Origin of the sequence: Polymorphospora sp. A560, assembly GCF_045781765.1 — a bacterium.
Classification (GTDB): domain Bacteria; phylum Actinomycetota; class Actinomycetes; order Mycobacteriales; family Micromonosporaceae; genus Polymorphospora; species Polymorphospora lycopeni.
In genome coordinates, this window is the sequence record NZ_CP122282.1 from 5883199 (window position 1) to 5898890 (window position 15692).

Consider the following 15692-nt stretch of genomic DNA (forward strand, 5'->3'; position numbering starts at 1 on the left):
CGATGCTGGGAAACGGGGCCACGAGCCGCACCGACCGGAGCCCGGGTGTCGAGGACGTCTCCGAACGGGTCCGCGAACTCACCGCACGGCACCTGGGCTGTGCCCTGGCCGACGTACGGGTGGACACGCCCTTCCTCGACCTGGGCGCCGACTCCCTGACGATGATCAACATGCTGCGCGAGCTGGAGGGCGAGTTCTCGGTACGGGTCGCGATGCGCGAACTCTTCGACGAGGGCGACACCCCGGCCCGGCTGTCCCGGCTGGTCGTGGCCCGGATCGGCGCCGGCCCGACGGGCGCCCCTCCCCCGGTCCCCGCCCCGGCCGCGTCCCCTGCCGCGCCCGTGACGCCGTCCCCGGTGAGCATGCCGGCGGTTCCGGTCCCGCCCGCCCCGGTGCCCGCCGCACCGGCCGTGATCGCGGCACCGGCGCTGCCCCCATCGCACCCGCCCCGCCGGCCGTGATCGCGGCACCGGCACCCGCCGTACCCGCCCCGCCGGCCACCGTCCCGGCGCCACGGCAACCCGCCGAGTCCGTCACCGGGCAGCTCCCGCCCGCCGGGAGCCCGGCCGCGCCGGCCGGCGGCGCCATCGCCGACCTCGCCGCCCAACTCCAGGAGATGGTCCGGCAGTCGCAGCTCATCGAGGAACAGCTCGCCGTCCTGCGTTCCGCCACCGCACCGCCGGCCGCCCCCCAGCCGCCGGCCGCCGCACCGGCGCCGGTCGCCGCCGAAGCCTCCGCCGCCGGAACCACCGAGGGCGCCCCGGCCGCCCCGGATACCCCGGCCGTGGACGCGCCGGTCGTACACGGGCCGAGGGTGACCGTCGCGCACGGCTCGGGGATGACGGCCGGGCAGCGCACCGACGCCCAGCGGACACACGTCGACGAGCTGCGGCAGCGGCTCGTGGCGAAGACCCGGACCTCCCGGGAGATCACCCAGCGCTACCGCCGGCCGCTGGCCGACAGCCGGGCCGTGGTCGGATTCCGCAGCGGCACCAAGGAGATGTTGTATCCGATCGCCGGCCAGCGGGCCCGCGGCTCCTGGCTGGAGGACGTCGACGGCAACCGCTACGTCGACATCACGATGGGCTTCGGGGTGCTGCTCTTCGGCCACGAGCCGCAGTTCGTGACCGAGGCGGTACGCGAGCACCTGTCCCGGGGCGTCCAGCTCGGGCCGCGCAGCATCGACACCGGCGAGGCGGCGGTACTCCTCAGCGAGATGGTGGGGCTGCCCCGGGTCGCGTTCGCCAACTCCGGCACCGAGGCGAACTCGGCCGCGATCCGGCTGGCCCGGGCCGCCACCGGCCGGGACAAGATCGTCATGTTCCACGGGTCGTACCACGGCCACGCCGACAACGTGCTCGGCCGTTCCAACGGGACCGGCGCCGACCGGGTCACCGTCCCGGTGTCGACCGGCATCCCGGGCAGCGCCGTCAGCGACCTGGTGGTCCTCGACTACGGGGCGCCGGAGAGCCTGGCCGTCATCGAGTCGCTGGGTTCGGAACTGGCCGCCGTGATCGTCGAGCCGATCCAGAGCCGGCACCCGACGCTGCGACCCGTCGAGTTCCTGCACTCGCTGCGGGAGATCACCACCCGGCACGGCATCGTGCTGATGTTCGACGAGATGCTGACCGGCTTCCGGCCGCACCCCCGGGGCGCGCAGGGCCTCTTCGGCGTCACCCCCGACCTGGCGACGTACGGCAAGGCGCTCGGCGGCGGCTTCCCGATCGGCGCGATCGCCGGCCGCGAGGACATCATGGACGGCGTCGACGGCGGCTTCTGGCAGTACGGCGACGACAGCCGCCCGCCCCGCGAGACGACGTTCTTCGGCGGCACCTACATCCAGCACCCGGTGTCGATGGTGGCCGCCCGGGCGGTGCTGACCCATCTCAAACAGCACAGCCCGCACCTCCAGGAGCGGCTGAACGCGCGCACCGACGAACTGGTCGGGTCGCTCAACCGGTTCTTCGAGGACGAGGAGTTCCCGGTCCGGCTGGGACACTTCGGCTCGCAGTTCCGCTTCGAGCACCGCGCCGACATGGAACTGCTCTACCACCACCTGCTGCTCAAGGGCGTCTTTGTGTGGGAGTGGCGGAACTTCTTCCTCTCCACCGCGCACACCGACGCCGACGTGGAGCAGGTCGCCGACGCGGTACGCGACTCGCTGCGCGAGATGCGCGCCGCCGGCTACTTCCCCACCGGCGGCGGCGTACCCGTCCCGGCCGCCACCCCGGTCCCGGCCCGGACCGCCGGCACCACCGCGCCGGCCGCGGCCGGAACCCCCGGCACCACCGCGCCCGTGGCCCGGACCGCCGAGGCGGCCGTGCCGGTGCCGCCGACGACGCACGCCAGCGCGCCGGTGGCCCGGACCGCCGACGCGGTCGCCCGGACCGAACCGGTGTCGGAGCCGGCGCCGGCCGGCACCCGGACGGCGCCGGACTTCAGCGTCTACTTCTTCGGCGACTACCCGGCGGAGAGCGCCCCCGAAGACAAGTACCGCACGATCGTCGAGACCGCCCGGTACGCCGACACCCACGGCTTCCACTCGCTCTGGATGCCGGAACGGCACTTCCACTCCTTCGGCGGCGTCTTCCCGAACCCGGTGGTGCTCGCCGCCGCGCTCGCCCGGGAGACGACCCGGATCCGGCTCAACGCGGGTTCGGTCGTACTCCCGCTGCACGACCCGGTCCGGGTCGCCGAGGAGTGGTCCATGGTGGACAACCTGTCCGCCGGCCGGGTCGGCATCGGCTGCGCGTCCGGCTGGCACGCCAACGACTTCGTCCTCGCCCCGCAGCACTTCGGCCGGCACCGCGAGGTCATGTACGAGCAGCTGGACCAGATCCGCCGGCTGTGGCGCGGCGAGTCGGTCACCCGCCGCTCGGGCAGCGGCGACGACGTGGCCGTACGCGTCTTCCCGCGCCCGGTGCAGTCGATGCCACCGATGTTCACCGCCGTCGTCGGCCGACCCGAGTCGTTCCAGCTCGCCGCCGAACACGACCTCGGCGTCATCACCAACCTGATGAGCCAGTCGGTCGAGCAACTGGCCGACAACATCGTCCTGTACCGCAAGGCGCGGGCGGCGCACGGGCTCGACCCGGGCCGGGTGGTGGTGCTGGCGCACACGTTCGTCGGCCCCGACGGCCGCCGGGCGCGGGCCGAGGCGTTCGAGCCGCTGCGGTCGTACATGCGCTCGTCGCTGTCGCTCTTCGGCCAGGTCACCAACAGCCTCGGCTTCCAGATCGACATGGACAACGTACGCGAGGACGACCTCGACTTCGTCTTCGAGCGGGCGTACGAGCGCTACTGCGAGTCCCGGGCGCTGATCGGCACCCCGGACGAGTGCGCGGCGGTGGTGGAGTCGCTGGTCGCGGCCGGCGTCGACGAGATCGCCGCCCTGGTCGACTTCGGGGTGCCGGCGGACCGGCTGGCCGACGGGCTGCCGCACCTCGACCTGCTGCGCCGGCGGTCGGCCGCCGAACCGGCCCAGCCCGCACCGGCGCCCGCCGCGCCGATCGAGGTCGCGCCGGCCCCGGCCCGGCCGGCCGCCGACGTCGACGGGCCGCCGCGCACCGCTCCGCTGTCGCCCGGACAGCGCCGGATCTGGTTCCTCGACCGGCTCTTCCCCGGTCGCAGCGCCTACAACGAGCCGGCCTTCATCCGGCTCGACGGCCCGCTCGACGTACCGGCGCTGCGGGCCGCGCTGGACCAGCTCGTCGAACGGCACCCCGCGATCCGTACGGTCTTCGTCGAGGTCGACGGCGAGCCGGTGCAGCGGGTGCTGCCGCCGGCCGGCGCGCGGTTCACGGTCGAGGACCACACCGGCGCCGACGAGGCCGCCGTCTGCCGGGCCGCGGTGGAGCGGGAGAGCACCCACGTGTTCGACCTGACCACCGGCCCGCTGTTCCACGCCCGCCTGCTGCGGCTGGCCGAGACCCGGCACGTACTGGTGCTGTCGTTCCACCACGTCGTGGTCGACGCGACGTCGGCGACCGTGGTGACCCGCGACCTGTCGGAGCTGTACCGGGCGCGGGTCGAGGGCGGGCCGGTGGCGCTGCCGGCCCTGCCGCGCGGGTACGCCGACTTCGCCGTGGCACAGGTCGCCGCGCTCGGCGGCGGGAAGGCCCGGGACGACCTGGCGTACTGGCGGGAGCGGCTCGGCGGGGAACTGCCGGTGCTGGCCCTGCCGACCGACCGTCCCCGCCCGCCGGTGATGGGCACCCGGGGCCGGTCCGTGGTCCGGCTCGTCGAGCCCGCCGTCGCCACCGCGCTGCGGACCCTGGCCAGCCGCCACCGCGCCACCCTGTTCATGGTCCTGACCAGCGCGTTCGCCGCGACGATCGGCCGGTTCAGCGGCCAGGAGGAGATCATCGTCGGCACCCCGGTCACCGACCGGCCGGCCGGCGCCGAGGAGGTCGTCGGCTTCTTCCTCAACACCCTGGCCCTGCGCCTCGACCTGACCGGCGACCCGGCGTTCACCGAGCTGCTGGCCCGGACCCGGGCGACTGCGCTGGCCGCCTACGACCACGCCGACGTGCCGTTCGAGACCGTGGTCGGCGCCCTGGCGCCGGAGCGGGACACCAGCCGCAATCCGATCTTCCAGGTGATCGCCGAGTTCGAGAACGACGTCGCGTTCCGGCTCGACCTGCCCGGTGTCACCGCGACGACGCTCGACGTCGGCGCCGACCGGGCCGTGGTCGACCTGGTGCTCTACCTGACCAACCGGTCCGACGGGATCGGTGCCCGGCTGGAATACAACGTCGACCTGTTCGAGGAGTCGACCGCGCGGCGGCTGGCCGACGCCTTCACCGGGCTGCTGGCGGCGGTCGCCGCCGACCCCGGGGCACCGCTGTCGCGGCTCGGCGCTCCCACCGCCGCCGACCGGGAGACGCTGGACCGGTTGGGGTCCGGCCCGGTCCGGCCGGTCTCCGACGAGTGCCTGCACACAGCCGTGGAACGCTGGGCGGCGGCGACGCCGCAGAGTGTCGCGGTCATCGGCGGCGGCGCGGTGCTGACGTACGGGCAGCTCGACGCGCGCGCCGACGAGCTGGCCGGGCGGCTGCGGGCGGCCGGCACCGGCCCCGGTGACGTCGTCGCGCTGTGGCTGCCCCGGTCGCCGGACCTGGTCGTGGCGATGCTCGCCGTCCTGAAGACCGGTGCCGCCTACCTGCCGCTCGATCCCGGCCTCGGCACGCCCCGGGTGCGGTTCATGGTGGAGGACAGCCGCGCCCGCGTGCTGCTGTCCACGTCGGACGCCGTCGTGCCGCCGCTGCCGGACGGGGTGGCCACGCTGCACGTCGACATCACCGGCGACGCACCGGCCGCCGGCACCGCCGTGCCGGCCGACGACCCGGACGCGGCCGGCTACGTCATCTACACCTCCGGATCGACCGGCCGGCCCAAGGGGGTCGCGGTCAGCCACCGCGCCGTACGCAACCTGAGCCGGTGGCACGCCGACGCCACCGGCACGACCCCCGCCGACCGGCACGCCGTCGTGTGTGGACAGAGCTTCGACGCCTCGGTGCTGGAGGTCTGGCCGGCCCTGGTCGCCGGCGCCAGCCTGGCCATCGCCGACGACCACGTACGGCTCGACCCGGCGGCGCTGGCCCGCTGGTACCGCACCGCCGGGGTGACCCTGACGATCCTGCCCACCGCGCTCGCCGAGGCGGTGCTCGCCCTGCCGGTGCCGGCCCAGCCGCCGCTGCGGCACCTGATGATCGGCGGCGACCGGCTGCGGACCCGTCCCCACCCCGGGGTGTCTTACCAGGTCAGCAACGTCTACGGCCCGACGGAGACCACGGTGCTGGCGACCACGGCCGTCGTCGCCGACCCGACCGTCGACGACGGCCCGATCAGCATCGGCCGACCGGTCGACAACGTACGCCTGCACGTGCTGGACCCGGCCGGACGGGCGGTGCCGGTCGGTGCCCGGGGCGAGCTGTACATCGGCGGCCCCGGTCTGGCGCTGGGCTACCTGCACCGGCCGGACCTCACCGCCGAGCGTTTCGTCACCGGCGTCCCGGCCGCGCCCGGCGAGCGGCTCTACCGCACCGGTGACCTGGTGCGCTGGAATCCGGCCGGGGAGCTGGAGTTCCTCGGCCGGATCGACGACCAGGTCAAGGTCCGCGGCTACCGGGTGGAGCCGGCCGAGGTGGCCGCCGTGCTGCTCGGGCTCGCCGAGGTCGCCGACGGCGTGGTGACCGCGCCGCGCGACCGGTCCGGCGACGCCTACCTCGCCGCGTACGTGGTGCCGGCCGGCGGCGCCGACCCGGACGGGCTCGCCGGGCGGTTGGCCGACGCGCTGGCCCGGGAGCTGCCGGACCACATGGTGCCGCGCGCCTGGGCGTTCCTGCCGGCGCTGCCGGTCAACAGCAACGGCAAGGTCGACCGGGCCGCGCTGCCCGCCCCCGGGCTCCAGGCCGGCCCGTCCGGCACCGCGCCCGCCGCCGGCCCGGCACCGTCCGAGGTCGTGTCGGAGACGGCCGCCGTACCGCCGGCCCCGGCCGCCGCCGTGGCCCCGGCGGCGCGCCCCGCACCCCCGGACGACCTGGAACGGACCGTACGGGAGATGTGGTGCGCCGAACTGGACCGGACGCCGGACCAGACCCCGCCCGAAGCGTCGTTCTTCGCCCTCGGCGGTCACTCGATCACCGCGATGCGACTGCTCGGCCGGGTACGGGAGGCGACCGGCGTGGAATACCCCGTGCTGCGGTTCTTCCGGGCACCGACGATCCGGGCGATGGCCGACCACCTGCGCGAGCAGCGGCCCGCCACCGCCGCCCGGGTCAGGGGCACGCTGTGAACCTCGACGAACTGCTGGCGTACGCCGCCGGCCACGACGTGCGGCTGGCGGCCGACGACGAGGGGCAGCTCCGTTTCGACGCCCCCGCCGACGCGGTCACGCCCGAACTGATCACGGCGCTGCGGGCGTACCGGTCCGAACTGCTCGACCGCCTCGGCATCGGGCCGGCGCCGGAGCGGGTCGAGGTCGCCCGGGGTCCGCTCTCCTACCAGCAGGACCGGATGCTGTCGATCATCAACACGACCCCGCCGAGCGCCACCTGGAACGTCAGCATGCGGCTGGTCCTCACCGGCACCCTCGACGAGGCCGCGCTGCGGACCGCACTGGACGCCGTCGTGGCCCGGCACGAGGCGCTGCGGTCCCGGTTCGTCGACGACGGCGACGGGTCGGTGCAGATCGTCTACGCCCACCGGGAGGTGACGCTGCCGGTCGTCGACGTCACCGGCCTGCCGGATCCGGACCGGCTGGAGCGGGCCGAGAACGTCAGCCGGGCCGTCGCCCAAGTCGCGTTCGACCTCGACCACGAGCTTCCGCTGCGTCTGCAGCTGGTCCGGGTCGACGCGCACACCTGGTGGTTGATGATCGTCGTGCACCACGTCGCCTGTGACGGCTGGGCCGTGTCGGTGATGTTGCACGACATGGCGGCCGGCTACCGCCGCGCGCTGGCGGGTGAGGCCCCCGACCGTACCCCGCCGACCGTCCAGTCGATCGACTTCGCCCGCTGGGAGCAGCGGGTGTACGACGCCGAGACCCGGCGCCGCCGCGCCGACTACTGGTCGACGGCGCTGACCCTCGAAGGGTTCGCCCTCGACCTGCCGTACGACCGGCCGGCGCCGCCGGTGCCGACCGGGCGGGGCCGGGCCCACCATTTCCGGGTGCCGCCCGATGTGGAACGCGACGTCAGGGCGTTCTCCATGGAGCGGAACACGACGCTGTTCCCGACGCTGGCCGCGGCGATGGGTGTGCTGCTCACCCGGCTGACCGGCCAGGGCGACGTCACCATCTCCCTGCCGTACGCCAACCGGGACCGGGTCGAGTTCGCCGAGACGGTCGCGATCGTGGCCTGCCCACTGCTGATCCGGGTACGCTCCGACACCGCGCCCACCTTCGCCGACCTGGTCGACCAGGTCGGGATGGGGCTGTTCGCCGGGGTCGACAACATGCTGCCGATCGGGTGGATCTACGACCGGCTGATCGAGGACGCCGGAGGCGGCGAGCAGCCGATGGCGGCGGTCAGCTTCGCCTACCAGAGCACCCTGAACCTGGAACTGGACCTGCCGGGGTTGACCGCCGAGGTGGAGGACCGGCCGACCGGGGCCTCCCGCGTGACGCTGATCTGCGGGCTGATCCCCCGGTCGTTCGGGCTGGAGGGCTACCTGGAGTACGCGCTCGACCGGCTCGACCCGGCGACCGCGAAGTCCTGGATGGACGGTTACCTGGAGGTGCTGGCGACCGCCTGCCGGCAGCCGCACCGCCCGCTGCACGAGCTGACCGGGCTGCCGGCCCCCGTACCGGCGGCCGCCTGACCGTCAGGCGGCGTAGACCTCGAACTCGCCGATCTGGCCGGCCGGCCAGCCGGTGTTGGCGGTGATCGACAGCCGGACGTGGCGGGTGGTGGTCGTCGGAAACTGGATGGTCACCGTGTTGCCGGTGGCCGGGTCGAAGACCCGCCCGGCCGGCCCGGCGAGCGTGGTGAAGGTGGTGCCGTTGGCGCTGCCCTGCACCGACAGCGTCTGGGTACGCGCCTGCCAGGCCGCCGCCGGCGGCAGCTTCAGCACCACCCGGCCGACGGCGACGGCGGCGCCGAGATCCACCTGGATCCACTGCGGGAAGGTGTTGTTGGCGCTCTCCCAGTAGCTGGCCGGGTTGCCGTCGACGGCGTTGCCGGGCAGCAGGTTCTGGGTGTGGCCGCTGGCCGAGGTCGGCCGGCCGGCGGCCAGGTTGGTGACGGGTTGCGCGGCCGTCCCGTAGACCTGGAGCCGGGAGAGCTGGGCCGCCGGCCAGCCGGTGTTGCCGGTGACGGTGACCCGTACGTGACGGGCGGCCGTCGCCGGGACGTTGATCGTCACCTGGTTTCCGGTGGCCGGGTCGAAGACCCGCCCGGCCGGCCCGGCGAGCGTCGAGAACGCGGTCCCGTCGGTGCTGCCCTGCACCGACAGGGTCTGGGTGCGGGTCCCCCAGCCGGCGGGCAGGGCCAGCACGACCCGCTCGACGGTCCGGGCCGCGCCCAGGTCGACCTGGAGCCACTGCGGCAGCGGCCCGGCGCTCTCCCAGTAGGTGGCGGCACTGGTGTCGACGGCGTTCGCGGCGACGTACGGGCCGTTCTGGCTGCTGACCGAGGTGGGCCGGCCGGCGGCGAGGTCACCGGTCGGGTCGGGGCCGCCGAGCGTCGGCGGGGTGGGTCGCACCGGGGTCAGGGCGAGCTGCCCCTTGAGCATCCGGCCGCCGTCGGCGGTGATCCGCAGGTAGTAGTCGGACGAGCAGGCCACCCCGTCCTCGTCGAGGGCCCGGATGCCGGCGCCGGCCGGCACCCAGGCCGCCGTCTCGGCGGTCTTGGCGATCTGGTTGCCCTCGTTGTACTCGTCGAACATCGACACGTACAGCCCCTGGGCGCCGAGCCGGATGAGGTTGTAGAGGTGCCGCCAATAGAAGTCGCCGTGCGCCCGGTGGCCGGCGGACAGGTCGCCGGGCATGACGCAGGGCTGGTAGTCGACGCCGCGGGCGTTGCAGTCGGCCTGGTCGGGGACGTTGACGTTGGTGTGGAACCAGTCGAGGCCGTCGAGGGTGCCGGTGCGGCCGACCATCCACGGCGAGATCATGTCGAAGGCGCGGTAGACGTCGGAGAAGCCGGGCCGGGAGTCGTTGATCCCGGTACGCCAGTAGGTCGGCACGCCGCCGATGACGTAGCAGCCCTGAGCCTTGAACCAGTTGACCACCTCGAGGCAGGGCGCCGGGGCGAACGGGCGGCCGGGGTCGTTGAAGCCGAAGCCCCAGATGCAGACGACGGGCTTGCCGTTCTGCCGGGCGTACGCCGGGGACGCGGTGTACGCCGACATCTTGGTGGTCCAGTCCGTCTTAAGCTCCGACTGCATGTTCGTCCAGCTCGTGACGTCGTACATGATGTAGAACTTGCGGCCGAAGCGCTCGGCGGCGTCGCGGACCCTGACCGCCATGGCGTCGCGGGTCGGGCCCTCGTCGCCGAACGGGTTGAACCGTTGCAGGGCGGCGGTGTCGCAGCCGTAATCGCGCATCCAGCGGAAGTGCGTGTCGACGGTCTGCTGGTCGTACGACGAGAAGAGCGTCGCCGGCTGGCCGTTGCCGAGATTGGGGTAGGCGGTCGGGTAGCCGCGGCTGTATTCGCGCATGTCGGGCCAGGAGACGATCGTGGTGTTGGCCGGTGAGGGCGGCTGGAATCGGTCGCGGCTCCAGTGCCACCAGCCGCCGATCGGCGCGCCGTCGCCGGGGCAGGAGAACCAGCCCTGGTAGCCGACGGAGATCTTGCCGACGACGTCGCCGACCGGGCTGGCCGCGTGGGCGGGCGACGCCGCGGCGAGCAGGTCGGAGGTGGACACGGCGGCGAGGGCCGATCCGGCGACCACCGACGACACGAAACTGCGACGGGTGACAGGCATGGTTGCTCCACTTCCTGCGAGCAGGTGCATCGATGCCCGGCATACTGCCAGCTTTGTTCACAGCATCGCAATAGTTGAATCAGTCGATGGAAATTTCCGACTACTACCCCGCAAGATGCCGACGCCGCACCCCACCTCCCCGCGATCTTGCGGTTATCTCCCGCTTTTACACACCTTTGGGCGAATCCTTGTGCAAGATCGCGGGGCCGGCCGGGCGGTAGCGCCGCCCGGGCCGGCCCCGCGACTCGGGCTAGCCGCGGGCCAGGTATTCGCGCAGGTGGCGGGCGGTCAGCGAGGCGCCGCGCGCGACCAGGTCGGCCGGGGTGCCGGTGAAGACCACCTGCCCACCATCGTGACCGGCGCCCGGACCGAGATCGATCAGCCAGTCGGCGTGCGCCATCACCGCCTGGTGGTGCTCGATGACGATGACCGTGTTGCCGGCGTCGACCAGCCGGTCCAGCAGGGCCAGCAACTGGTCGACGTCCGCCAGGTGCAGGCCGGTCGTCGGCTCGTCGAGGACGTACGTCGCCGCCTTCTCGGCCATGTGGATCGCCAGCTTCAGCCGCTGCCGCTCGCCGCCGGACAGCGTCGTCAACGGCTGCCCGAGTCCGAGATAGCCCAGGCCGACGTCACCGAGCCGGTCGAGGATGACCCGGGCCGCACCCGACGGGAAGAAGTCCCGGGCCTGCGCGACCGACATCGCCAGCACCTCGCTGATGTCCTTGCCCCGCAGCTTGTGGGTCAGCACCTCGGCGGTGAACCGCCGGCCCTCGCACGTCTCGCAGACGGTCGCCACCCCGGCCATCATCGCCAGGTCGGTGTAGACCAGCCCGATCCCCTTGCAGTTCTGGCAGGCACCCTCGGAGTTGGCGCTGAACAGGGCGGCCTTCACCCCGTTGGCCTTGGCGAATGCCGTACGGATCGGGTCGAGCAGGCCGGTGTAGGTGGCCGGGTTGCTGCGCCGGGAGCCACGGATGGCCGTCTGGTCGACCACCACCACCCCGTCACGGCGGGTCAGCGAACCGTGGATCAGCGAACTCTTCCCGGAGCCCGCCACCCCGGTCACGACGGTGAGCACACCGAGCGGGATGTCGACGTGCACGTCCTTGAGGTTGTGCAGCCGGGCACCGGTGATCGACACCTGCCCGGTCGGCTTCCGTACGGTGTCGCGCAGCGTCACCCGGTGGTCGAGGTGCCGGCCGGTCAACGTGCCGGAGGCGCGCAGGCCGGCGATGTCGCCGGTGTAGCAGACCTGCCCCCCGGCGGAGCCGGCCCCCGGCCCGAGGTCGACCACGTGGTCGGCGATCTGGATCACCTCGGGCTTGTGCTCCACGACGAGCACCGTGTTGCCCTTGTCGCGCAGCCGCAGCAGCAGGTCGTTCATCCGGGCGATGTCGTGCGGGTGCAGCCCGACGGTCGGCTCGTCGAAGACGTACGTGACGTCGGTGAGGCTGGAGCCCAGATGACGGACCATCTTGACCCGCTGCGACTCGCCACCGGACAGGGTGCCGGACTCGCGGTCGAGGCTGAGGTAACCCAGCCCGATCTCGACCAGCGAGTCCAGCGTCTCGGTCAGCCCGGCCAGCAGCGGCGCCACCGACGGGTCGGAGATCTTGCGGACGAACTCGGCCAGGTCGCTGATCTGCATCGCGGCGCATTCGGCGATGTTCCGTCCGGCGATCCGGCAGCCGAGCACCGCCGGGTTGAGGCGGGTGCCGCCGCAGTCCGGACAGGAGGTGTAGACCACGGCCCGGTCGACGAACGCCCGGATGTGCGCCTGCATCGACTCCCGGTCCTTGGCCAGGATCGTGCGCCGGACCTTGACCAGCAGGCCCTCGTACGTGGTGTTGAGGCCGTTGATCTTGACCTTGGTCGACGGCTTGTTGAGGAAGTCGTCCCACTGCTGCGGGGTGTAGTCCTTCAGCTTCACCGCCGGGTCGACGAACCCGGAATGGGCGATGCTCTGCCAGTACCAGCCGCCGACGTTGAACCCGGGCACCGTGATCGCCCCCTCGTCGAGCGAGAGTTCCCGGTCGACCAGCTCGTCGACGTCGACGTCGGTGACCCGGCCGAGCCCCTCACAACGCGGGCACATGCCGTCGGGGGCGTTGAAGCTGAAGGCGGTCGCCGGACCGACGTACGGCTCGCCGAGCCGGCTGAAGACGATCCGCAACATCGTGTACGCGTCGGTGGCGGTGCCGACCGTCGACCGCGAGTTGGCGCCCATCCGCTCCTGGTCGACGACGATCGCCGCGCTCAGGTTGCGCAGCGCGTCGACGTCCGGCCGGCTGGGGCTGCCCATGAACGACTGGAGGAAGGCCGTGTAGGTTTCGTTGATCAGGCGCTGCGACTCCGCGGCGATGGTGCCGAAGACCAGCGACGACTTGCCCGACCCGGAGACGCCGGTGAAGACGGTCAGCCGGCGTTTGGGGATGTCCAGGGAGATGTTGGTCAGATTGTTCTCGCGGGCACCACGCACCTCGATCACGTCGTGGCTGTCGGCGGGCAGGATGCGGTTCGGCATGGGATTTCCTTCCTGGAAGTTGGCACCCGATCTATCCAGGCGAGATAGCTTTATGCCATAAAGAAATACTCGGCAGGCAACCATACACCCCCCGGGAGCAACGCGTGGTGGTATTCGTCGGACAGGGCGACGCACGGCGGTCCATGACCCTGTTGTGGCGCGCCGACCGCACCGAACCCGCCCCCGCCCGCCCCGGCCGGCGGCCGGGCCTGACGATCGACGAGATCGTCGACGCCGCCATCGCACTGGCCGACGCCCGGGGAATGGCGGCCCTGTCGATGAACGCGGTCGGGGAACGGCTCGGCCGCACCGGAATGGCCCTCTACACGTACGTCCCCGGCAAGGCCGAACTCGTCGACCTGATGTACGACCGGGTGCTCGCCGAGGTACCGACCGACCCGCCCGGCGGCGACGACTGGCGGGCCACCCTGACCACCTGGTCGGAAAGCCTCTGGGAGTTCTACCTACGCCACCCGTGGATGCTCCAGATCTCGCACGCCCGGGCGGTGCTCGGACCGAACGAGTACACGATGCTGGAGACGGTCGTCCGCATCCTGTCCGGCAGCGGCCTGCCGGCCCCCGTCCTCATGCGCGTCGTCAACTCCCTGCTGCACTTCGTCCGCGGCGTGGCCCGGACGATCGCCGAGACCCGACAGGCTCCCGGCGTCACCGGCGTCTCCGACGACCAGTGGTGGTACGCCCGCTCGGCCCTGCTCGACGAGGTCACCCCCGACTTCGCCGAGCGGTTCCCGACCATCAGCCGGCTCGCCGAGGAGCGGGCCTTCGAGATGGCCGACGAATCCGTGCCCTACCTGGAGCAGGAAGCCCGCGAGACGTTCCACGTCGGACTTTCCGTCTTCCTCGACGGCATCGAAACGCGGGTCAGGCGGCCGCCGGCGGGTCCGGGTCCGGCCGGGCCGCCAACGGGCCGCTGAACACCACCAACTGGTCGATGCGGCCGTCGCGTACGTGCACCATGTCGACGCCGTCGAGCACCACCGCGCCGCTGGCGTCCCGGTAGGCCCAGGCATACCTGGCCCACTCCCCCGGCGCGTCGACCGCGCTGGTCCGCACCATGCGCCCGGGCCCCCGCCCGTGGCCACGCAGATACGTCACGAAGTTCTCCAACGCCATAAACCCCTGGGTACGCCCCAACGGCCCCCAGAACGTGACGTCACGGGTGAACGCCTCGGCCAGCAACTCGGACATCCGGTCGCCGGACGGGGTGTTGAAAGCCGTGAGAAAGGTGTCCACCAGCCGTTGCGCCGGATCATCATGCATCCACTGGTCATACCACCGAACCGTCGGCGGCGCCCGCGCCGGGGTGCCGGGCGCACCCGCGCCAGGGTGCCGGGCGTACGGCGGGCCAACGGGCCAACGGGCCAACGGGCCAACGGGCCAACGGGCTGTCCCGCACCGGGTTTGATGGAGACATCGAAACCTGGGAGGAATACCTGCGATGCCCGCACCGAAGAAGTACAACGATGAGTTGCGTGAGCGTGCGACTCGGTTGGCCGTCGAGGCCCGCCGGGATCCGGTCAGCGCGGTCGGAGCGATCCGGCGGATCGCCGGTCAGCTCGGGGTTCATCCCGAGGCGTTGCGCACGTGGGTGAAGCGGGCCGAGACCGACGCCGGGCAGCGGCCGGGCACCACCGGCAGCGACGCCGAACGCCTCGCCGCCCTCGAACGGGAGGTGCGTGAGCTGCGGCGGGCGAACCAGATCCTGAGGTCCGCGGCGAGTTTCTTCGCGGCGGAGCTGGACCGTCCGTCGCGATGAAGGTCGACTTTGTCGACTCCCAGAAGGCCGAACACGGTGTCCAGCCGGTCCTGCGGGCGCTCGAAGACACGCCGGCACAGATCGCACCGTCGACCTACTACGCCGCCAGGACCCGCCCCGCCAGCGCTCGCTCACGGCGCGATGAGGAGCTGGCCGCGATGATCGAACAGGTCCACGCAGCCAACTACGGCGTCTACGGCGCCCGCAAGATCTGGCACGAGCTGCACCGCCAAGGGGTGCCGGTGGCCCGGTGCACCGTCGAACGGCTCATGCGTGAGTCCGGGCTGCGTGGGCTGCTGCGCGACAAGGCGCCCCGCACCACCCGGCCGGCAGCCGAGACCAGCCGCCCTGCTGACCTGGTCAGACGGGACTTCACCGCGGCGGGGCCGAACCAGCTGTGGGTCGCGGATCTGACCTACGTACGAACCAGCGTGGGCTGGGTGTACGCCGCGTTCGTCCTCGACGTGTACTCCCGCATGATCGTCGGCTGGCAGGTGTCCACCTCGCTCTACACGGATCTGGCCCTCGACGCGCTGAAGATGGCGATCTGGCGCCGCGGGAACCAACACGCTGACCTGCGTAAACTGGTCCACCACTCGGACAGGGGAGTCCAATATCGAGCGATCCGCTACACCCAGCGGCTTGCCGAGGCCGGCGCCGTCGCCTCGGTCGGCTCCAAGGGCGACTCGTTCGACAATGCCATGGCCGAGGCGTTCAACTCCCTGTACAAGGCCGAACTCGTCCGCAACACCGGCCCCTGGCGCGGCCTCGACGACCTGGAGATGGCCACCGTCGAATACATCGACTGGTACAACAACCGCCGCTTGCACGGCGAACTCGGACACATCCCACCCGCCGAACACGAGGCACTACACGCGATGACCCACCCGCTCACCGCACCCCTGAAAACCAGCTAACCAACTCTCCATCAAACCCGGGGCTTGACAGGCCAACGGGCCAACG

7 protein-coding genes and 1 pseudogene are annotated in these 15692 nt (G+C 72.4%); 5 read left to right on the forward strand and 3 right to left on the reverse strand.

Annotated features, from left to right (window positions below; all coding sequences use genetic code 11):
- Positions 1 to 2: 2 nt before the first annotated feature.
- Genes QCD66_RS26305 through QCD66_RS26315 form a run of 3 tightly spaced genes read left to right on the forward strand, consistent with a single transcriptional unit; the run spans position 3 to position 8322 of the window.
- Positions 3 to 461 carry an acyl carrier protein gene (locus QCD66_RS26305; RefSeq protein ID WP_407566831.1) on the forward strand — a complete coding sequence of 153 codons (459 nt, stop codon included), beginning with the start codon at positions 3 to 5 and terminating at the stop codon, positions 459 to 461.
- Positions 458 to 6796: a MupA/Atu3671 family FMN-dependent luciferase-like monooxygenase gene (locus QCD66_RS26310; protein WP_407566832.1), complete on the forward strand. Its 6339-nt coding sequence runs from the start codon at positions 458 to 460 to the stop codon at positions 6794 to 6796. The genes QCD66_RS26305 and QCD66_RS26310 overlap by 4 nt, the downstream gene beginning before the upstream one ends.
- Positions 6793 to 8322 (forward strand): condensation domain-containing protein, encoded by a 1530-nt coding sequence (locus tag QCD66_RS26315; RefSeq protein WP_375737084.1) that lies wholly within the window; start codon positions 6793 to 6795, stop codon positions 8320 to 8322. Before QCD66_RS26310 ends, QCD66_RS26315 begins: the two co-directional genes overlap by 4 nt.
- A 3-nt stretch (positions 8323 to 8325) precedes the next feature.
- Here the strand turns inward: QCD66_RS26315 and QCD66_RS26320 are convergent, their stop codons facing one another.
- Complete coding sequence (locus QCD66_RS26320) at positions 8326 to 10428, reverse strand: discoidin domain-containing protein (protein ID WP_375737083.1); 2103 nt, start codon at positions 10426 to 10428, stop codon at positions 8326 to 8328.
- A gap of 250 nt (positions 10429 to 10678) precedes the next feature.
- Positions 10679 to 12952: an ATP-binding cassette domain-containing protein gene (locus QCD66_RS26325; RefSeq protein WP_375737082.1), complete on the reverse strand. Its 2274-nt coding sequence runs from the start codon at positions 12950 to 12952 to the stop codon at positions 10679 to 10681.
- 104 nt (positions 12953 to 13056) lie between these two features.
- Between QCD66_RS26325 and QCD66_RS26330 the strand changes: the two genes are divergently transcribed.
- The gene (locus QCD66_RS26330) at positions 13057 to 13887 is read left to right on the forward strand and encodes a TetR/AcrR family transcriptional regulator (RefSeq protein WP_375737081.1); all 831 of its coding nucleotides are present in this window, start codon (positions 13057 to 13059) and stop codon (positions 13885 to 13887) included.
- Here QCD66_RS26330 and QCD66_RS26335 read toward each other — a convergent pair.
- Complete coding sequence (locus QCD66_RS26335) at positions 13835 to 14233, reverse strand: nuclear transport factor 2 family protein (RefSeq protein WP_375737080.1); 399 nt, start codon at positions 14231 to 14233, stop codon at positions 13835 to 13837. The two genes, QCD66_RS26330 and QCD66_RS26335, sit on opposite strands and share 53 nt — an antisense overlap.
- A gap of 178 nt (positions 14234 to 14411) precedes the next feature.
- On the opposite strand from QCD66_RS26335, the pseudogene QCD66_RS26340 reads away from it, so the two are divergent.
- Positions 14412 to 15646, forward strand: a pseudogene (locus QCD66_RS26340) (IS3 family transposase).
- Positions 15647 to 15692 lie beyond the last annotated feature (46 nt).